General features: G+C 64.9%; 16 protein-coding genes. 1 reads left to right on the top strand and 15 read right to left on the bottom strand.

The window, feature by feature from the left end; all coding sequences use genetic code 11:
- Positions 1-2: 2 nt before the first annotated feature.
- From pta to tauA, 8 genes are all read right to left on the bottom strand, one after another.
- A complete protein-coding gene (gene pta, locus C1A35_RS07310; RefSeq protein ID WP_104663685.1) occupies positions 3-1007 on the bottom strand; it encodes a phosphate acetyltransferase in 1005 nt (334 codons plus the stop codon).
- Positions 1007-2044: a YeiH family protein gene (locus tag C1A35_RS07305; protein WP_104663684.1), complete on the bottom strand. Its 1038-nt coding sequence runs from the start codon at positions 2042-2044 to the stop codon at positions 1007-1009. Before C1A35_RS07305 ends, pta begins: the two co-directional genes overlap by 1 nt.
- A 73-nt stretch (positions 2045-2117) precedes the next feature.
- Positions 2118-3893: a sulfoacetaldehyde acetyltransferase gene (xsc, locus tag C1A35_RS07300; RefSeq protein WP_104663683.1), complete on the bottom strand. Its 1776-nt coding sequence runs from the start codon at positions 3891-3893 to the stop codon at positions 2118-2120.
- 35 nt (positions 3894-3928) lie between these two features.
- On the bottom strand, positions 3929-5329 hold the full coding sequence (locus C1A35_RS07295; RefSeq protein WP_104663682.1) for an NAD(P)/FAD-dependent oxidoreductase: 1401 nt from the start codon (positions 5327-5329) through the stop codon (positions 3929-3931).
- 17 nt (positions 5330-5346) lie between these two features.
- Positions 5347-5733 (bottom strand): nuclear transport factor 2 family protein, encoded by a 387-nt coding sequence (locus C1A35_RS07290; protein WP_104663681.1) that lies wholly within the window; start codon positions 5731-5733, stop codon positions 5347-5349.
- A 111-nt stretch (positions 5734-5844) separates the two neighbouring features.
- On the bottom strand, positions 5845-6672 hold the full coding sequence (locus C1A35_RS07285; protein ID WP_104663680.1) for an ABC transporter permease subunit: 828 nt from the start codon (positions 6670-6672) through the stop codon (positions 5845-5847).
- On the bottom strand, positions 6665-7477 hold the full coding sequence (locus C1A35_RS07280) for a taurine ABC transporter ATP-binding protein (protein WP_065375984.1): 813 nt from the start codon (positions 7475-7477) through the stop codon (positions 6665-6667). Before C1A35_RS07280 ends, C1A35_RS07285 begins: the two co-directional genes overlap by 8 nt.
- Before the next feature lie 84 nt (positions 7478-7561).
- Positions 7562-8578 (bottom strand): taurine ABC transporter substrate-binding protein, encoded by a 1017-nt coding sequence (tauA, locus tag C1A35_RS07275; protein WP_104663679.1) that lies wholly within the window; start codon positions 8576-8578, stop codon positions 7562-7564.
- 152 nt (positions 8579-8730) lie between these two features.
- Between tauA and pdxR the strand changes: the two genes are divergently transcribed.
- Entirely contained in the window at positions 8731-10206 is a 1476-nt protein-coding gene (gene pdxR / locus C1A35_RS07270) for a MocR-like pyridoxine biosynthesis transcription factor PdxR (protein ID WP_104663678.1), read from the top strand.
- A 55-nt stretch (positions 10207-10261) separates the two neighbouring features.
- On the opposite strand, the gene cysG is transcribed toward pdxR, so the two are convergent.
- The 7 genes from cysG to C1A35_RS07235 form a co-directional block, all read right to left on the bottom strand.
- Positions 10262-11758: a siroheme synthase CysG gene (cysG, locus tag C1A35_RS07265; RefSeq protein WP_104663677.1), complete on the bottom strand. Its 1497-nt coding sequence runs from the start codon at positions 11756-11758 to the stop codon at positions 10262-10264.
- A complete protein-coding gene (locus C1A35_RS07260) occupies positions 11730-14387 on the bottom strand; it encodes a nitrate reductase (RefSeq protein WP_104663676.1) in 2658 nt (885 codons plus the stop codon). The genes cysG and C1A35_RS07260 overlap by 29 nt, the downstream gene beginning before the upstream one ends.
- 1 nt (position 14388) lies before the next feature.
- The gene (nirD, locus tag C1A35_RS07255) at positions 14389-14718 is read right to left on the bottom strand and encodes a nitrite reductase small subunit NirD (RefSeq protein ID WP_104663675.1); all 330 of its coding nucleotides are present in this window, start codon (positions 14716-14718) and stop codon (positions 14389-14391) included.
- Between the two features lie 10 nt (positions 14719-14728).
- Complete coding sequence (gene nirB / locus C1A35_RS07250) at positions 14729-17179, bottom strand: nitrite reductase large subunit NirB (RefSeq protein WP_104663674.1); 2451 nt, start codon at positions 17177-17179, stop codon at positions 14729-14731.
- Between the two features lie 17 nt (positions 17180-17196).
- Positions 17197-18453, bottom strand: a complete 1257-nt coding sequence (locus tag C1A35_RS07245) for an MFS transporter (RefSeq protein ID WP_104663673.1) — start codon at positions 18451-18453, stop codon at positions 17197-17199.
- Positions 18454-18778: 325 nt separating this feature from the next.
- The gene (locus C1A35_RS07240) at positions 18779-19993 is read right to left on the bottom strand and encodes a CmpA/NrtA family ABC transporter substrate-binding protein (RefSeq protein WP_104663672.1); all 1215 of its coding nucleotides are present in this window, start codon (positions 19991-19993) and stop codon (positions 18779-18781) included.
- Positions 19990-20592, bottom strand: a complete 603-nt coding sequence (locus C1A35_RS07235; RefSeq protein WP_104663928.1) for an ANTAR domain-containing response regulator — start codon at positions 20590-20592, stop codon at positions 19990-19992. The genes C1A35_RS07240 and C1A35_RS07235 overlap by 4 nt, the downstream gene beginning before the upstream one ends.
- Positions 20593-20686: the final 94 nt, after the last annotated feature.

The raw sequence follows: 20686 nt of genomic DNA, 5'->3' as shown, positions 1-20686 counted from the left end.
TCTCAGCCCTGCCCGCTCGAAGCCTGGACCACGGTGACGGCGATCATGTGGAAGACGTCATCGGAATTGCAGCCACGCGAGAGATCATTGGCGGGCTTGGCGAGCCCCTGCAGGATCGGGCCGATGGCGGCGGCGCCGCCGATCCGCTGGGCGATCTTGTAACCGATGTTTGCCGCATCGAGGTTCGGGAAGACGAAGACATTGGCCTCGCCGTGAAGCGCCGAATCCGGTGCCTTTGCCGCGCTGACGGCCTCGACAAAGGCACTGTCGAACTGCAACTCGCCGTCGATCACGAGACCCGGCGCTGCGGCATGCGCAAGCCGTGTCGCCTCCACCACCTTCGAAACGCGCTCGTGCGCCGCACTGCCGGCAGTCGAAAACGACAGCATCGCCACCTTCGCCGGCTTGCCGGCGAGCGCTTCGAAGGATCCTGCCGACGTGACCGCGATATCGGCAAGGCCCGCAGCATCGGGGTCGACCACCAGCCCGCAATCGGCAAAGACGAAGGCCCCCTTCTTGGCGTGGTGCGGCGCGCAAAGCATCATCAGGAAGAAGCTCGACACCAGCCCGACACCGGGAGCACGGCCGATGGTCTGGAGGGCAGCCCGCACCGTGTCGGCCGTGGTTGCGACCGCGCCCCCGACCGTGCCGTCGGCCTCGTCCTCGCGCACCATCATCGCGGCAAAGACGAGCGGCGATCGCACCGCTTCGGCCGCCGCTCCCTCATCGACGCCCTTGCTCCGGCGCAGCTGATGGTAGGCGGCCGCGAGACGCGGGCTCAGCGGCGACAAGGCCGGATCCTCGATACGGACCTCGTCTGATCGTGCGCCTGCTTCTGCCAGCCGTTCCTCAACGACATTGCGGTTGCCGACGAGCGTGATCTCGGCAAGGCCGGCCCGCACGGCCCGCAAGGCGCCTTCGACGATGCGCGGGTCCTCGCCCTCGGCAAGAACGATATGGCGTGGCGCGGCTTTCGCGGCGTCGAGAATGCGGTCGAGCGGTTTCATCAGGCGTGCCCCAGATAGTGAATGCCGACGAGAATGAAGAGGGCGATGAAGACGGTCTCGGCGACGATCAGCGCGACGGCGTCGCCGCCGACGTCGAGAACACGGCGAAGCGAAGTCCGCATGCCGACGGCGACGATGCCGGCAAGCAGCGCCCAGCGGGAGGTTTCCATGCCTGCCTTGGCCACCAGCTCCGGCACGAAGCCGAAGGAGTTGAGTGCTGCGAAGATCAGGAAGGCGACGACGAAGCCGGGAAGCAGCGGCGGACGCTTGCCGGTTTCGCCTTCGGGCTGCGGTACCTTGCGCAGCGACAGCGAGAAGATGAGCACGACCGGTGCCAGCATGGTGACGCGGATCAGCTTGACGAGCGTCGCGGTCTCGCCCGCCTCCGGCGAGACCGAAAAGCCCGCGCCGACGACCTGCGCGACGTCGTGGATGGTGCCGCCGAAGAAGATGCCGGTCGCCCGCGCATCGAGCCCCATGGTGTCAGCGATGATCGGATAGGCGATCATCGCAAGGGTGGAGAGGACCGTGACCGAAAGCACGGTGAAGATCAGGTTGCGCTCGGAGAACTCGTTCTTTGGCAACACCGCGGCGATCGCCATCGCCGCCGACGCACCGCAGATCGCGACAGCACCGCTGGTGAGAAGAGCCAGCCGCCAGCCGCGCCCAAGCAGCTTTGCGGCGAGCAGGCCGAAACAGATGGTGGCGGCGATGGCCGAGACGAGAAGCAGGATCGTGCTCGCTCCGAGCCCGATCAGCAGGTCGACGCTGATGCGCATGCCGAGCAGCGCGACACCGATGCGCAACACCTTCTTGGCGCAGTAATCGATGCCGGCGACGCAGCGCCCCTCCTCCGACAGAAAGTGAAAGGCAATGCCGAGCAAGAGCGCCATCAGCATGGCCGGCGCGCCATAGTGGTCGGAGAGAAACTGGGCGGCGACGGCGACAGCCGCAGTGACGGCAAAGCCCGGCCAATAGGCCGCAAGGCCTAAGGGCACGCTTCGGAAACGTTCGTGGACGGAGGCGGTGAAGGTCATGGTGTCATTCCGGTCGCTCGCGGGACGCTCAGCCCGCCCGGACGCGCCGGACGGGCATGTCATTCTCTTGAGGTTAGGCGCGCTTCTGCGGGCGCATGTCGGCACGGTCGATGCCGGCAACCGGCACCGGCTTCTTCATCGCGTCGCGACGGAAGGGTTCGCCGAGTTCCTGGTTGAGGATGACCTCGATGAAGGTCGTCACGCCGTTCTTCTGGTCGGCGATCGCCGTCGACAGCGCCTCGGTGAGTGCTGCCGTGGTGTCGACGGCAACGCCCTTCAGACCGCAGCCTTCGGCCACCTTGGCGTAGGAGAGGTTGGGGTTGAGCTCGGTGCCGACGAAGTTGTTGGCGTACCAGAGCGTCGTGTTGCGCTTTTCCGCACCCCATTGGTAGTTGCGGAAGATCACCATGGTGATCGCCGGCCAGCCCTCACGGCCGATCGAACCCATCTCGTTCATCGAGATGCCGAAGGCGCCGTCGCCGGCAAAGCCGACCACCGGCACGTCAGGGCAACCGATCTTGGCGCCGACGATCGACGGGAAGCCGTAGCCGCAAGGACCGAACATGCCCGGTGCCAGGTACTTCCGGCCCGCTTCGAAGGTCGGATAGGCATTGCCGATCGCGCAGTTGTTGCCGATGTCGGTCGAGATGATTGCTTCCTTCGGCAGCGCCGCCTGGATCGCCCGCCAGGCCTGGCGCGGCGACATGCGGTTCGGCTCGCGCGAACGGGCGCTCTCGTTCCATTCCGTGCCCGGATCGTCGTCCTCGTGATCCATCGAGGAGAGCTGCTGCTGCCAGGCCGAGCGGGTCTGGTGGATCGTTGCCTTGCGCTCCTCGCGGCCGGCGTCACCCGCCGACGGCGAAAGCAGTTCGAGGATCTGGCGGGCGACCTGCTTGGCATCACCGCAGATGCCGACCGACACCTTCTTGGTAAGGCCGATCCGGTCGGCGTTGATGTCGACCTGGATGATCGAGGCGTTCTTCGGCCAGTAGTCGATGCCGTAGCCCGGAAGCGTCGAGAACGGATTGAGACGGGTGCCGAGCGCCAGCACCACATCGGCCTTGGAGATCAGCTCCATCGCCGCCTTCGAGCCGTTGTAGCCGAGCGGGCCGACCGAAAGCCGGTGGCTGCCGGGGAAGGCGTCGTTGTGCTGGTAACCGCAGCAGACTGGCGCGTCCAGACGCTCGGCAAGCTTCATGGAATCGGAGATGGCATTGCCGATGACGACGCCGGCGCCGTTGAGGATCACCGGGAACTTCGCCTCCGACAGCAGTTTGGCGGCTTCCGCGATCGCCTGCGGGCCGCCCGCCGGACGCTCGAAACGAACGATCGCCGGCAGGTCGACGTCGATCACCTGGGTCCAGTAGTCGCGCGGGATGTTGATCTGCGCCGGCGCGCAGCCGCGCCAGGCCTTTTCGATGACGCGGTTGAGCACCTCGGGGATACGCGAGGGGTCGCGGACCTCTTCCTGGTAGCAGACCATTTCCTCGAACATCGCCATCTGGTCGACTTCCTGGAAGCCGCCCTGGCCGATCGTCTTGTTGGCCGCCTGCGGCGTGACCATCAGAAGCGGCGTGTGGTTCCAGTAGGCGGTCTTGATCGCGGTGATGAAGCCGGTAACACCGGGGCCGTTCTGGCCGATCGCAACCGACATCGCGCCCGTGGCACGGCTGAAGCCATCGGCCATCATGCCGGCATTGGTCTCGTGGGCGCAGTCCCAGAACCTGATCCCGGCCTTCGGGAACAGGTCCGACACCGGCATCATGGCCGAGCCGATGATGCCGAAGGCATGTTCGAGGCCATGCATCTGCAAGACTTTGACGAAGGCTTCCTCGGTGGTCATTTTCATGGGGTGGTTCCTTTCCTGGCAGTGATTTCAGTGAGTTAGAGGATCTCGTCGCGGAGGTAGTACCAGCGGTACATCCCCCATTGCCCAAGCCTTCGGAACGGGGTCAGAAGCCCGTGGCCCGGCAGGGAAGAGGTAAAAATCGGAAGGTCGAGGCCGCCGCCCTTGCCGGCGACCATCTGGGCCATGCGGCGCCCGGCCTGGGCGGAGTACATGACGCCGTTGCCGCCATAGCCCATGGCGTAGAACAGGCGCTGGGCCGGATCCGGCTGGAAGATGCGCGGCATCATGTCGTGGCTGACATCCACCCATCCCCACCAGGAGTAATCGATGTCGATGCCGCGGAGTGCCGGGAACTTGCGGTAGAGGCCGGCGAGCAGCAGTTCGAGATGCTTCGGGTTGCCGGCGTCGCGCCCGGTAATGGCACTGCGGCTGCCGATCTGCACCCGTCCGTCGGGCAGCATGCGGTAGTAGTGGCGGAGCGTCCGGGTGTCGGTGAGCGGAATGCGCGCCTTGAAGTTCAGCGCCTTCTGCTCGCTCTCGGTCAGCGGCCGGGTGACGATCGAGTTCGACAGGATCGGCATCAGTCGGTGGCGGGTGAGCGCGTTCATGCCGGGCGACGTATAGCCCGCAGTGGCGATGCAGACGGCGCGCGCCCTGACCGTGCCACCCGGCGTCCTCAGATAATGCACGCCGCCCTTGGCCGTGCACTCAAGCACCGGGCTCGACGTGTGCACCTTTGCGCCCAGCTTACGGGCAAGCCTCAGATAGCCGAAGGCGAGCTTGGCTGCATGGATACCCATGCCGTCGGGCTCGTACATCGCTCCGCGCGCTTCCTCGTCGCGGACGAAATCGCGATGGATCTCGTCGCGCGAAATCATGCGGGCGCGATAGCCGAAGGTGTCGTTGAGGACGCGGACCTCGCTTTCGAGTGCCGGCAGCATCTTGTCGCGGTGGGCGATGTAGAGATGGCCGCCGTCCTGCGGGTCGCAGTTGATCTCCGGCTCGCGGATCAGCGAGCGAAATAGGTCGAAGCCTTCGGAAATCTCGGCATGCATCTTGCGGGCAACGTCCACGCCCCAGCGGGCGATCCATTGCGAGCGCTTCAGGCGACCGGCGGAAATCTGCGCCTGCCCGCCGTTGCGGGTGCTGCATCCCCAGGCGACGCCATTGGCCTCCAGCACCGTCGCCTTGATACCGTGTTCACGCGCCAGGTGGATGGCGCAGGAGAGGCCGGTATAGCCCGAACCGATGATGGCGACGTCGACATCGATGTCGCGCGTGACCGGGCCGTCATCCTCCGGCTCCTGCCCGGCGGTGCCGATCCAGTAGGTCGGCGCGTAGTCCTTGCCCGTGCCGGGGCTGCGGGCATGGTTGGGGTCGTAGGCCGGATCGAACGGCTCTCTCGCAGGCTTCAAGGGAGTGGCGCGCAGTTGCATGGCTCTTGCTCCAGCCGTCAGTAGCGGGGTTGCAGGACCGGGCGGTTCTTGCGGAACGCCTGCTTGCGCACGATCTTGCCGTTGCGGAAGGTAAAGAGGTCGCAGCCCTCGGCCTCGATGCGGCTGCCATCGGCCGCCGTCCCGGAGAAGGTCCACTCGGACACGCCGCGATCCCCCTCGACGAAGTGGCTGTGGTTGCCCCACGCGGCATCCGGCATCGAGGTCCAGACGCCGCTGAAGGCGTCGGCGATCGCCTCAGTGCCTGTGAAACGATTGCCGTAGACCTCGGGGCCTGCGACCGCGTTGAACACGCAGTCCTCCGCGAAAAAGTGCATGACCCCATCGATGTCGTGCCGGTTGAAGGCATCGAACAAGGTTTTGAGATCGGTTGCAGAGAGTGTCATCGTCCTGTCCTTTGGCTTGGTCGTCAGGCATGGCTTCGCCGGAGACGGGAAAGGCCGTCTTCAAAAGGCCGCCAGGCCGTATTCAGTTGAAGTGTCGGAGGTAGCCGCCGGTTAGAGGCGGCCCTTCCAGGGGATCAGCGCCTTTTCGAGGTAGCGGATCAAGAGATCGAAGGCGAAGGCGAAGATACCGATGATGAAGATGCCCATGATCACCGTGTCGCTTTCGAGGTTTTCGGCGGCGTTCAGAACCATGAAGCCGAGGCCCCGGTTGGCGGCCACCATTTCGGCCGCCACCAGCGTGGTCCAGCCGACACCGATGCCGATGCGCATCCCGGTGAAGATTTCGGGCAGGGCCGCCTTCATGATCACCTGGCTGATGACCTGTCCGCGGGTGGCGCCCATCGCATAGGCTGCATGGATCTGCTCGGTTGAGACCGAACGCACCCCTGCCCTTGCGGCAATCGCCATCGGCGCAAAGATCGCCAGATAGATCAGGAACACCTTCGGGAACTCACCGATGCCGAGCCAGATGATGACCAGCGGCAGGTAGGCAAGCGGCGGCAGCGGCCGATAGAACTCGATGATCGGATCGAACAGCCCGCGCACGAACCGGTTGACGCCCATAAGCACGCCGATCGGCACTGCCGTCAGCAGCGCCAGCAGGAAGGCCCCGAAGACGCGGCCGATGCTGGCGAGCGTATGCTGCGACAATGTCGAGTTCGAAACGCCGTCGGTCATAGCCAGCATGAACTTGTCCCAGACCGCCAGCGGCGACGGCAGGAAGAGCGGCTTGACCCAGCCGCCTTCGGTCACGAGGAACCAGAGAGCGACGATCACGAGCGTCGTCGAAAAGCTGATCAGGCCGCTGCTTCCGTCACCCGGAGCACCAAAGATCTTGCCGGCCTTGGCGGGCTTGGCCCGTGTCACTCTGTCAAGCATGGGCCACCTCCGGGTTGCCGGACGCACGTTCGTCGCCATAGATGATGCCGAGCACCTCCTCGCGCATACGGATGAATTCCGGGCTGGACTTGATCGCGCGGGCATTGCCCTCGGCGAGGAAACGCTTGTTGAAGTTGAGCTCGTAGGTGTGGGTGATGCGACCCGGACGCGGCGACATGACGATCAGCCGCGAGCCGAGGAACAGCGCTTCCTCCACGCTGTGGGTGATGAAGAAGAACATCTTGTTGGTGAGCTGCCAGACCTTCAAGAGCAGCTCCTGAATGGTCTCGCGCGTCAGTGCGTCAAGCGCCGCCATCGGCTCGTCCATCAGCAGCATGGCAGGGTCGCAGGTGAGCGCCCTTGCGATGCCGACGCGCTGCTGCATGCCGCCCGAGAGGTGATAGATCATGTGGCGATGGAAATCCTGCAGGCCGACAAGCGCAAGGTTCTTGGTCGCAAGCTCCCGCCGGGTCGCCTTGTCGACGCCGCGCAGCTTGAGGCCGAATTCGGTGTTCTCGATGACGTTCAGCCACGGCAGAAGCGCGTGCTTCTGGAAGACCACGCCACGTTCGGCGCCGGGACCGTTCACCTGGTGGTTGCCAAGCGTGATGTCGCCCTCCGAGGGCGCCATGAAGCCCGCCATCAGGTTGAGCAAGGTCGTCTTGCCGCAGCCCGAGGCACCGAGCGCGACGACGAAGTCGCCGCTGTTGATGGTGAGATTGACGCCTTTCAAGGCGATGATCGCCTGGTCCGAGTAGAGGCCCGGATAGGTCAGACTGATGTTCCTGACGCTCAATGTTTCCATGAGAAATGCCTCCCTGCACCTCGGTCACGGTCTATGATGGTGCGCCGGCCGCTCCTCAACGGCCGGCGCAAATGGCAGATTAGCCTATTGCGCTGCCGCCTTGGCAAACTCGGCATTCACGTAAGGGCCGTAGTCGTCGAGCGCGTTGCTGATCTGCTTCTGCTCGACCAGGAACTTGGCGCTTTCGGTGAGCGCCCGCGTAGCGCCGCCGCCGAGCCAGACTTCGGAGGCCTGCTCATCCGCATTCGGGAACGACAGAAGGCGCAAGGCTTCCACCGTGCTCGGGCCATCGCCGCCGATCAGCTTGACGATGCCTTCCACTTGCGGCGACTCCTCCGTCCAGGCCGCCTTGTTGGCATTGTAGTCGGCATAGGCGTCGGCCAGGACCTTGGTGAAGGCCTCCATGAGCTTCGGATTTTCCGCAGCCCACGCCTTGTCGACCACCAGCCCGTCGAAGGTCGGCACGCTCGCAGCGCCGATCACCTCGGAGTCGGAAACCGTCTTGCCGGTCTTCTGGATCTCGGAAAGTGCCGGCGGCCAGACATAGGCCGCATCGATATCGCCGCGCTGCCAGGCGGCAACGATCTGCGGCGGTTTCAGGTTGAGGATTTCCACTTCGCGCGGGTCGACGTTCCAGACCTTGTTCATGCCGACGAGCAGATGGAAATGCGAGGTCGAGACGAAGGGCACGGCGACCTTCTTGCCCTTGAGATCGGCCGGCGTCTCGATGCCCGACCCGTCGCGGGCGACCAGCGCCTCGGACTGGCCGATATTGTCGAGGATCCAGAAAAGCTGCAGTTCGACGCCGCGGGTGGCGGCAGCGGCAGTCCCGGTGGACCCGAGAACGCCGATCGGCACGTCGCCCGAGGCGAGCGCTGTCGTGATATCGCCCGCGGAACTGAACTGACGCCAGTCGATTGAATAGCCCGCTTCCTTGGCGGCGGCGTCGAAGCGGCCATCGGCGATCGCGGCGACGAACGGGCCGACGATCTGCTGATAGCCGACGACGAGTTTCGTTTCCGCGTAGGCGACGCCGGATGCGGCCAGGCTTGCGACAATGCTGGCCGCCGCGGCCAGTCGTCTGAAATGTCCATGTAGCATTCTTCTTCCTCCTCTTTGTTTGTTCCCTTTGTTTATTCCCTGGCCGTTTTTCCGGTCTTGCTCATGACGATAAGGCCGAGATCCGGCTTGCGTTATATCCAGTCTGGAAGTTGAATAGATCCAGTTTAACGTCGCCAAGGGGAGCGGGCGTCGTGCAGATCAACGTTTCCGAGACCATATTCTTCATTGACCGCGACAGCGGGATCGGCCTGCAGGCGCAATTGCGCGAGACGGTCGTTTCGGCGGTGCTCGCCGGGCGGGTGCAGCCGCGCGCGCACCTGCCTTCCACGCGCAAGCTCGCCGACTATCTGCGGATCTCGCGCATCACGGTGACGCTCGCCTATCAGGAACTGATCAACCAGGGCTATGTCGAGGCCGCCAACCGCAGCTCCTATCGCATCTCCGGCAACCCGCCAGGCCTGGATGTGGAGGGCAACCGGCCGGCCGCAGGCTCGGACCGGGTGGATTGGAGCCGCAAGATCAAGATGAATTTCGATGTGGTGCGCCAGGTCCGCAAACCGCTGGACTGGCGGCGCTACCCCTTCCCCTTCCTCTACGGGCAGATGGATCCGACGCTGTTTGACCTCAACGCCTGGCGCGACTGCGCCCGCCGGGCGTTGGCGCGCGAGGACTTCGTGCTGATGGCGAGCGATTTTGCCGCGGCCGACGATGTTCGGCTCGTCAACTACATCTGTTCGCGCACGCTGCCGCGGCGCGGCATCCATGCCACGCCGGACGAGATCCTCGTCACCGTCGGCGCGCAGAATGCGCTGTGGATCGTGACCCGGCTGATCCTGGAAAAGGGCTCTGCCGCAGTGTGCGAGAACCCCTGCCATCCCGATATCAGCGCGTCGCTGCTCTTGAGCGGCGCCGAAGTCACGACGGTCGACGTCGATGGCGAAGGCCTGTCGCCGGATGCCCTGCCGGAGAAAGTCGACGCCGTCTTCGTGACCCCGAGCCACCATTCGCCGACAGGCGCGACAATGCCGGTCGAACGCCGAACGCAACTGCTTGGAGCTGCCGAGCAAAGAGATTTCGTCATTGTCGAGGACGATTACGAATTCGAGATCAGCTATCTCGCCCCGCCTTCGCCGGCGCTGAAGGCGCTCGATCCGACGGGCCGCGTGCTCTATATCGGCAGCTTCTCGAAGTCGCTGTTTCCCGGGCTCCGGCTCGGTTATCTGGTCGCGCCCGCCCCTTTCATTCGCGAGGCGCGCGCGCTTCGTTCGCTGATGCTGCGCCATCCGCCCGGCCACCTGCAGCGCACCGCTGCCTATTTCCTGGCGCTCGGCCACTATGACGCCGTGCTCCACCGCATGCGGACCGAATACCACAAGCGCCATGTGCTGATGGCAGAGGCGCTGCGTCGGGAAAATCTGACCGTCGCCGGTTCATCCGGCTTCGGCGGCACGTCCTTCTGGATGGAGGGGCCGCAGGGACTGGATGCCGACCGGCTGGTGAGCGCGTTGCGGGAGGATGGCGTGCTGGTCGAGTCCGGCTCTCCCTTCTTCCCACGGAGCGACCAGCCCTGCCGCTATTTCCGCATGGGCTATTCGTCCATTCCCGCCGCGAGCATCCCGGAGGGCATCGCCCGTGTTCGCGCCGGCATCGACCGCCTCAGTCGGTAAAGCCATCGCCGAAGGGAGGAAGCCTCTTCACGGCTCACCTGAAGGTCAGACGCCGTCACCCCGCGCAGGCGGCGAGGGGCCGGCTTGAATCGATCGAACTTGTATCGATCGAACCGGCGGAGACCTGTCGGGCGGCAAGCGCGTCGCCGACGGCGATGAGCACCGGGTTGTCGTAGCCGATTGCCGTGATGCCCTCGGGGATGGTCGCAAGCGTGCCGCGCCAGCTGCGCTCGGTTGGCCGGCTGACATCGCTCATGATGACGACGGGCGTTTCGGGCGGAAGGCCCTCCCCGACGAGCTTTTCGGCAATGAGTCCCGCCGTTCGGCCTCCCATGTAGAACACCGTCGTCGAGCGGCGGTCGGCGACACCTGCCCAGTCGACATCGTCGGGCAGGCCGCCATGGCGGGAATGGCCAGTCACGAGCCGGAGCGACTGGGCATGGTCGCGATGGGTGAGCGAAAGCCCGAGACGGGAGGCCATGGCGCTTGCCGCAGTGATGCCGGGGACGACGTCCACGGGAATGTTCTCGCGGTCGAGATGGGTGATTTCCTCGCCGGCCCGGCCGAAGACCATGGGGTCGCCGGATTTCAGCCGCACCACACGTTTTCCGGCCTTGGCGAGCTTGACCATCATGGCGTTGATGTCGTCCTGCCGGCAGCTTTCGCGGCCGCCACGTTTTCCGACCAGCATGCGTTTCGCCTCCCGCCGCGCGAGCTCGAGCACGTCTGCGGAGACGAGGTCGTCGAACAGGATGACATCGGCAGCCTGGAGCGCACGCACGGCCTTCAATGTCAGAAGCTCGGCATCACCCGGCCCCGCGCCGACAAGGGTCACGCGACCGATGGCGGGGGCTCCCGCGAGCCTTTCGGCATCAGCAAGAAGCACCCCGCCTACGCCCTCCTCCGGCGTATCCATTGTCGAAAAGACCCGGTCGGCAAAACGCTCCCAGAAGACGCGACGTCGGGGACCGGGCTCAAGACGCCGGTTTACCGCATCGCGAAGAGACTGTGCCAGCGCGGCCCAGACCTTCAGGCTTTTCGGCAACAGCGTCTCGATCTTGCGCCGGATCGTCTGGGCGAGGATCGGAGCGGCGCCATCCGTCGATATCGCGACGATCACCGGCGAGCGGTTGACGATGGAGCCGAACTGGAATTCGCAGAATTCCGGCTTGTCGATGACGTTGACCGGAACGCCCACCGCGCGGGCTGCGGCGACGAAGGCTCGCGCCTCCGCCTCGTCTTCGCAATCGCCGATGGCGAGCGCTGCACCGTCAAGATCGGCGGGCGCCCAGCGCCGACGGTTAAGCGCTATGCTCGCGGCCGGATGTTCCGGTGTGCGGTCAAGAAACGCCTCGAAGGTCTCGTCGCAGGCTTCGGCGTAGACATCGACGCAAGCGCCGCAGGCGGCGAGCAGTTCGGCCTTCCACATCGCGCCATCCGTTGCGCCGGCAACGACGACGCGCCGGCCCTCCAGTGCCCAGAAGACCGGCAGCTTGGCGAGCGGCTCCATGCGGGCAGGTTCGTCATTCCGCGGCGGTTGCATGGCATCCATCGATGATCCCCCTGATCTCGGCGCGGCACGAGCCGCAATTGGTTCCGGCGTTGAGCGACTTGCCGACGGCCTCGACGCTGTGGCAACCGCCGCGTACGGCCGCGACGATCTGGTTGACGCCGATGCCGAAGCAGGAGCAGACGGTGGCGCCGGGATCGGGCTTGTCCGCGCCCGGCCGGCCGGCGACGAGCGCGAAACGCTTGCGCAGGTCGAGGTGGTCGGCCGCAAGCTGCGCGATCGCCCAGTTGCGGGCGACGGCCACCGGTTCGCGCGCCAGGAAGAAGGCGGCGAGAAGTCGCGCGCCATCGAAAAAGGCGAGCCTGATGTCGCCGGTCTGCGCGTCGGCATAGCCGAGTGGCTCTACCCCTTGCGGGATCGCGAAGACGCGCCGACACCAGCCGGCCCAGTCGTCCAGCGGCCCGGCAAAGGCCAGTTCCAGGCGAAAGCCGGCCTCGGCCTTTGCCAGCGCCCAGTAGGCGGCACCCGGATCGACCGGCTTTGCCTTCGATACGGCAAAGGCGTAGTGCGTCGCCTTGAATTTGCGCGCGGCGACGGCAACGTTTTTCGACGCTGGCTGGCCGGAGAGGCGGTCGGTGATCGCCGGCACGAGGACATCGATGCGCGCCTTGGCCGCAAACTGGTCGTTCCAGTGCATCGGCGAAAAGATGCTGCCGCGCGCCTGACGTTCAGTGATCAGCGCGCGCACGATCGCCTTGCCCTGAGGGCTTTCGATCTCGACGAGGCCGGCGTTGCCAACGCCGATCTCCATTGCGTCACGCGGGTGCAGTTCCGCAAACGGTTCGGCGATATGGGCCGAAAGGCGCGCGCTTTTGCCTGTGCGGGTCATCGTGTGCCACTGGTCGCGGATGCGCCCGGTGTTCAGCGTGAACGGGTAATCGGCATTGGTCCGAACGGTTTCGGGCGGCCGAAGCGCCACGAAACGGGCCTTGCCATCGGCATGGTAGAAGCCGCCATCCGCAAAGAAACGGCTTTCGGCGCTCCCCTGTCCGGCGGGCTGCGGCCATTGGAACGGTGTCAGCGCCTCATAATCCTCCGACGTCAGATCGGCATGGGCGCCGATATCGAAATCGCGGCTGCCAGCATTTTCGAAGCCCGAGAGGGCGGCGTGTTCGCGAAAGATCTCGGCCGGAGCGTCATAGGTAAAGGCCTCGGCAAAGCCCAGGCGCCGGGCAACCTCGGTAAGTTGCCACCAGTCTGACCTCGCCTCCCCCGGCGCTTCAAGAAACGCGCGCTGGCGGGAGATGCGGCGCTCGGAGTTGGTGACCGTGCCGCTCTTTTCGCCCCAGCCGAGGGACGGCAGCAGCACATGGGCGTGACGGGCGGTGTCTGTCTCCTTCAGGACATCCGAAACGACGACGAAGGGGCAGGCCCGGATCGCCGCCTCGACGGCATCGGCATCCGGCATCGAGACGACGGGGTTCGTCGCCATGATCCAGAGCGCCTTGACGCGCCCGTCAGCCACCGCCTGGAAAAGGTCGACTGCCTTCAGGCCGGGCTTTTCGGCAATGGCCGGCGAGCGCCAGAAGCGCTGCACGCGGTCGCGGTCCCCGGCGTTCTCGATCGCCATATGGGCGGCGAGCATATTGGCAAGGCCACCGACCTCGCGGCCGCCCATGGCATTCGGCTGCCCCGTCAGCGAAAATGGCCCCATGCCCCGCCGGCCGATACGGCCGGTTGCGAGGTGACAGTTGAGGATCGCGTTGACCTTGTCGGTGCCCGAGGAGGACTGGTTGACGCCCTGGCTGTAGCAGGTCACCACCTTTTCGGTGGTTGCAAACAGCCGATAGAATTCGCGCAGCTGCATGGCCGGAAGACCGGTCCGCTCAAGCACTTCGGTAAAGGAGACGGCTCCGGATGCCGTCAAGGCTTCCGCGAAAGCGGTCGTGTGCGCCGCCACATAGTTCTGGTCGACAACATTGCCTGCGACCAGATGTGAGAACAGGCCGACGAAGAGTGCTGCATCCGTATCGGGACGGATCGCCAGATGCAGGTCGGCGATGTCTGCGGTCATGGTGCGGCGCGGGTCGATGAGGACGACCTTCATGCCCGGCCGCCTTGCCTTGGCCGCGGCAAGACGCTGGTAGAGAACCGGATGGCACCAGGCAAGGTTGGAGCCGGTGAGCACCACCAGATCGGCCAGTTCCAGATCCTCGTAGGTTCCCGGCACCGTGTCCGAACCGAAGGCACGGCGGTGACCGGCGACGGAGGAGGACATGCACAGGCGTGAATTGGTATCGATGTTGGCCGAACCGATGAAGCCTTTCATCAGCTTGTTGGCGACGTAATAGTCCTCCGTCAGCAATTGGCCGGAGACATAGAAGGCGACCGAATCCGGCCCGTGTTCGGCGATCGTCTGGGCGAAACGTCCCGCCACCAGGTCGAGCGCCTCATCCCAGGACGCCTGACGGCCGCTGATCTCCGGATGAAGGATGCGGCCGTCGAGATCGAGCGTTTCGGCGAGTGCCGAACCCTTCGAACAGAGCCGGCCGTAGTTTGCCGGGTGATCCGGGTCGCCCTTGACGGAGACCGCACCGTCGTCGGCAACGGTCGCAACGACGCCGCAGCCGACGCCGCAATAGGGGCAGGTTGTCTTGACGGCCTTCTCCATTCTATTCGGCCGCCATCATCAGGCTTTCGAGCGCGATGAAGAGCGCGCCATCATCGTTGCGCAGCGCAATCGTCTTCACCGCCCCCTCGTCCGCGCCGAGCGCCCGGCCGGTCTCGAGCGAGATCACCCAGTTGTGCAACGGGCAGGTGACGGCCTTGGCATGGACGATGCCCTGCGAGAGCGGCCCGCCCTTGTGCGGGCAATGGTCCTCGATGGCAAAAGCCTCGTTCTCCGCGGTGCGAAATACGGCAATCTTTCCTTGAGGCGTTTTCACGCAGCGCGCGCCGCGCAGTGGAATGTCGGCGATGTTTCCAATGGCAAACCAGGTCATGGCCGATCTCCTATTCCGCAGCCTGGGGGTAGCCGATGGTCGCCATCGGCCGGAACTCGTGTTTGTCCTTGCCGGAGACGCGCTCCGACCAGGGATCGACCTGGGCGAATTTCTGGCTGAAGACGAAACGGTCGAAAAAGGCCTTGCGCTTGTCGGTATCGTCCATGATCTGGCGGCGGATTTCGTCGAGGCCGATGCGCTTTGCCCATTTGTAGATGCGCTCGAGATAGCGCGCCTGTTCGCGATACATCTGCGTCAGCGCGACGATGTGCTCCAGCGCCTCGTCCTCGGTCCTGACCAGCCCGAGCACTTCGGTGCCCTTGATGTCGAGACCGGCGGCGCCGGCGAAGTGGATCTCGAAACCTGAGTCGACGCAGATGACGCCGATGTCCTTGCAGGTGGCTTCGGCGCAATTGCGTGGACAGCCGGAGACCGCCATCTTCAGCTTGGCCGGCGTCCAGGAGCCCCACATGAATTTCTCGATGCGGATGCCGAGCCCGGTCGAATCCTGCGTGCCGAAGCGGCACCAGTCCGAACCGACGCAGGTCTTCACCGTGCGCAGACCCTTGGCGTAGGCTTGGCCTGAGATAAAGCCGGCCTTGCCGAGATCGGCCCAGACGGCCGGCAGGTCTTCCTTCTCGATGCCGAGCAGGTCGATGCGCTGGCCGCCGGTCACCTTCACCAGCGGGATTTCGAACTTGTCGACGACGTCGGCAATGGCACGCAGTTCCCCGGAATTGGTGACCCCGCCCCACATGCGCGGCACGACCGAATAGGTGCCGTCCTTCTGGATGTTGGCGTGCACACGCTCGTTGATGAAGCGCGACTGGTAGTCGTCGGCATATTCGTCCGGGAAATCGCAGACGAGGTAGTAGTTGAGCGCCGGGCGGCATTTGGCACAGCCACAGGAGGTCTTCCATTCGAGCTCCTGCATGACCGCGGGAATGGTCTTCAGTCCCTTGGCCTTGATCAGGCGGCGCACCTCGTCATGACCGAGGTCGGTGCAGCCACACATCGGCTGGACGGCCGCGGGACTGTAGCTCTCGCCGAGCGTCAGCGTCATCAACTGTTCGACAAGGCCGGTGCAGGAGCCGCAGGAGGCGGACGCCTTGGTGTGGGCACGCACGTCGTCGAGCGACGTCAGGCCCTTGCCGGCGATCGTGGAAACGATCTTGCCCTTGCAAACGCCGTTGCAGCCGCAGATTTCCGCATCATCCGGCAAGGCTGCAACGGCCGCCATAGGGTCCAGCGGAGCACCTCCCTGGAAGGCCTGACCAAAGATCAGCGTCTGGCGCATCTCGGAGACGTCGGTCTCCTTCTTTTTGAGATCGTTGAACCAGGCTCCGTCAGCGGTCTCCCCGTAAAGCACCGTGCCGATGATGCGGTTGCCCTTCAGCACCACCCGCTTGTAGACGCCGGCGGCGGCATCGCGCAGCACGATCTCCTCGCGGTCGTCGCCATCGGCGAAGTCGCCGAGCGAGAAGAGTTCGATGCCGGTCACCTTGAGCTTGGTCGGCGTGTCGGAATGGACGAAGGCGGCGGAGCGCTCGCCGGCAAGATGGGAGGCGGCGACACGCGCCATCTCATAGAGTGGTGCCACGAGGCCATAGACCATGCCGCCCACTTCCGCGCATTCGCCAAGCGCCCAGATGTGACCGTCCGAGGTCTGCATGCCCTGGTCGACGACGATGCCACGGTTGACGGCAAGGCCAGCCTCTTTTGCGAGGCCGACGCTCGGCCGGATGCCGACGGCCATGACGACGAGCGTTGCCGGAATGATGCGGCCATCGTCAAGTTCGATGCCCTCGACCTTGCCGTTTCCGACGATCGCCTTGGTGTTGGCCTTGCAGATGATCTTGATGCCGCGGCCTTCCAGCTCCTTCTCAAGGAGATAGCCGGCGGCCGGGTCGAGCTGGCGGTCCATCAGCGTCGGCATCACGTGAAGAACGGTGACGTCCATGCCGCGGCCGGCAAGGCCGGCGGCGGCTTCGAGGCCGAGCAGGCCGCCACCGATGACGACGGCCTTTTCGCGCGACTGGGCGGCGAGCAGCATGGCCTGCACGTCGTCGAGATCGCGATAGGTGATGACGCCGGGCAGGTCTTTGCCGGGCACCGGCAGGATGAAGGGCACGGAGCCGGTGGCGATCACGAGCTTGTCGTAGGTCTCGGTAACCCCATGGTCGGAGGTCACGGTCCGGGCATCGCGGTCGATGGCCACGATGCGGTGGCCCTTGTAGAGCGTGATGCCGTGTTTGATGTACCAGCCATCACCATGAATGATGATCTCTTCGTATTCCTTCTCGCCGGACAGTACCGGCGAGAGCATGATGCGGTCGTAGTTGACGCGCGGCTCGGCGTTGAAAATGGTGACCTCGTAGCGGTCGGGCGCCTTTTCGATGAGGTGCTCCAGCATGCGCCCCGGCGCCATGCCATTGCCGATGATGACGAGTTTCTCTGTCATGGTCTGTCCTTGTCAGTTCAGGCGGCGGCAGCCGTGGGCAGGGAAAGCGCGCGGCGCTCCATCTCGCGGATCGAGACGTGCATCCAGACGAGCGACACGGCGACGACGCCAAAGAGAAGCAGGAAGCAGCTCGACCAGAGGCCGGTCGCATCCTTGAGCAGGCCGAAGGCGATCGGCAGGACGAAGCCGCCGAGCCCGCCGACCATGCCGACGATGCCGCCGACCGCGCCGACATTGTCAGGGTAGTAGGCCGGGATGTGCTTGTAGACGGCGGCCTTGCCGAGGCTCATGACGAAGCCGAGAACGAAGACGACGATGATGAACACAGCAGGCGTGATGCCGAAGCCGCTCGCCTCGCCCGCTGCCGGCAGCGACAGGATCAGCGTTGCCACCGCCGAGACCCCGAGCATCCAGTACATGACGCTGCGTGCGCCCTTGCGGTCCGAAAGCATGCCGCCAAAGGCGCGGAAGATGCTGCCGGGGATGGAATAGGCGGCGGCGATCATGCCGGCGGCTGCAATGTCGAAGCCATAGACGCCGACGAGATAACGCGGCAGCCAGAGCGAAAGGGCGACGAAGCCGCCAAAGGCGAAGAAGTAATAGAGCGAGAAGCGCCAGACCTGCGCGTTCTTCAATGGCGCGAATTCCTGGAGCAAGCTGCGCTTCGGCACCTGCTGCTCGCGGCGGCTGCGGAAGGCCGGATCGTCGCTGGTCGTGAACCAGAAGACGAGCGCCGTGACGACGAGTGCGGCCGCCCAGATCTCGGCAACCGTCTGCCAACCCCAGGCAATGAGGACGAAAGGCGCGACGAATTTTGTCACCGCCGCCCCGACATTGCCGGCGCCGAAGATGCCAAGCGCGGTGCCCTGCTTTTCCGGCGGAAAGAACGGCGAGACATAGGCGACGCCGACGGCGAAGGACCCACCGGCAAGACCGATGCCGAGGCCGGCGAGCAGCATCTGCGCATAGGTGGTCGCGTAAGCGAGCAGGAAGGTGGCCAGCGCCGCCGCGAGCATGGTGAGGGTGTAGACCAGCCGCCCGCCGTAGCGTCCGGTCCAGACGCCAAGCAGGATGCGCACCAGCGAGCCGGTGAGGATCGGCGTGCCGACGAGCAGGCCGAACTGTGCCTCGCTCAAGCCAAGGTCCTGCTTGATGCGGATGCCGATGATCGCAAAGATCGTCCAGACGGCAAAACAGATGGTGAAGGCGAAGGTGGACATCCACAACGCGGTGGCGGGTTCACTTGCCGATAGTGGCTGCTTGTTCTCAGACATGGCTTCTCCGTGGCCCGACAAGGTCGTGCCGCTCCATCTTGGGGTTGAAAACAAAAAACCGCTGGCCGGGCGTGCCGCGACACGGACAGTCCGTGCGCGCAGTTCCCGATCAGCGGCTTTGCTGGTAAGGCGCCCGTCGTTGGACACCGATCTCGTGGCCCGAGGGCCTACGAATAGAAATGCAATCGGCGTGCCAGTTTCAGCAAGCTATTGATATATATGCAAAAGTGAAAAATTGCGCTCTGACGAACCCAGATGCGTGATGATGGCTGGTGCAATGCGAAGCCATTTTTTGTGCAGTGCGCATAAATTAGGCGCCGCGCATTCAGCCGGCAGACTGTGCCGCGATATAGGCGTCGAGGTCGTCGGGATCGAAGCGCCCGCCATCGAAGAAGCCGTCCGGGCCGAGCGTCAGTGCGCCTGACGAGCCGACCGGGGTTTCGACGGTCAAGGCGCCCTCCACCTTGGCGCTTGCCGACGGCATGGCAAGGCCGAGATGCTTCAGGGCGGCGCGGTAGATGTCCGGCCGATAGGTTTCCGCGGCGATGCGCTGGCGCTCGGCCGTGTGTTCGATCTGCCGCCAGCGCACCATCTGGGTGTAGAACCACAGGGCATGGCTCTTCCAGGGGAAGGTCGCCGCCTTGGCATTCGGAACGAAGAAGTCGCTGATCGCCCGCACCTCACCGCCGCCGACCGGCAGCTTGCCGTTGAGCGCTGGAAGAAGCAGCTCGGCGTCGCGGCCCACATAGGCGGGCCTTGCCAGAAGGCTGGCAAGCGCCTCGTGGTTTTCCGGCCGCGCGCACCAGAGCGAGGCCTGGTGGAGGGCGACGAGCAAAGCGGCCATGGCTTCGGGATTGGCCCGCCCCCAGCGCGCGTTGACGCCGAGCACCTTTTCCGGGCTCGATCGCCAGATCGCCGCCTTGACGGTTGCCAGATGTCCGCCGCGGCGAAGCACCCCGAAGGTGTTCCAGGGTTCGCCGGCGCAATAGCCGTCGATCACGCCTTCGGCGAGCGCATCGCCCATGTCCGGCGGCGGCAGCACGACGATCTCGATGTCGCGGTCCGGATCGATGCCGCTCGCCGCCAGCCAGTAGCGCAGTTCGTAATTGTGCCCGGAATAGGGATGTACGACAGCAAAACGCAGCGGCGTGCCCGGTTGCGCATCGATCGCCTTGCGCAGGGCTGCCCCATTTGTCCGCGCGTCGAGATTGGCGGTCGCGCCGTTGTTCGCCATCTTTTGCCAGAGCGCCTGGGACACGGTCACCGCATTGCCGCCGAGACCCAGCGACATCGGCACGATCATTTCGGGCGCAGGCACATTGAGGCCGAGATTGCCGGCGATCGGCATGGGACCGAGGATATGCGCGACATCGACATGGCGAACCGCAAGCCGGTCACGGATGCTCGCCCAGGAGCGTTCGCGCAGGAGGGTAAGGTCGATCCCCTGCTCTTGCGCAAAACCGATCTCGCGGGCGACGACGAGAAGCGCGCTGTCGAGCAGCGGCACGAAGCCGGCGGTGATGGCGTGGCGCGTCGTCATTCCTTCCCTCCCGGGTCGAGCAGGCTGGCCGCCGTGACAAGGCTCTGGGCGATCTCGACGATCTTGCGGTTCTGGTTCATCGCGGTGCGGCGCAGCAGCGCATAGGCCTCTTCTTCCGTGAGCCCGCGAGAGCGCATCAGCAACCCCTTGGCCCGATCGATCACCTTGCGGTTTTCCAGTTCGCCGCGTGTCTCCTCGAGCTCGCGGTTGAGACGGGAAAACGCATTGAAGCGGCTGATCGCCATCTTCAGGATCGGGCGCACCCGCTCCTGCTTGAGCCCATCGACGATATAGGCCGACACCCCCGCCTCGACCGCAGCCTCGATCGACGCCTCGTCGGACTTGTCGACGAACATCGCGATGGGGCGCTTCACCGCGCGTGACAGCTGGAACATGCTCTCCAGCATGTCGCGGTTGGGGTTTTCGAGATCGATGACGATGACGTCGGGATTGAGGTCGGCGATGCGCCGCGCAAGACCGTGCATGTCGTCGATGACGGTGAGCTGGTCATAGCCCGCGTCGCGCAGCCCCTCTTCGATGATGGCGGCGCGAATGCGATTCTCGTCGATGACCAGTACGTTCAATCCGCTCGGCTTCATCTTCGCGACCGCAGTGAGGAGAATGCGACTGTATTGCTGCGCCGGCATTTTCGCAATGCAGCATATTTCGAACTCAAGCCAAGCGTGCCGCGCC

The sequence above is a fragment of the Ensifer adhaerens genome (assembly GCF_002940685.1).
GTDB classification, from domain to species: Bacteria; Pseudomonadota; Alphaproteobacteria; order Rhizobiales; family Rhizobiaceae; genus Ensifer; species Ensifer adhaerens_E.
Note: the sequence above shows the minus strand (reverse complement) of the source record. Positions and strands in the feature narration are given on the sequence as shown.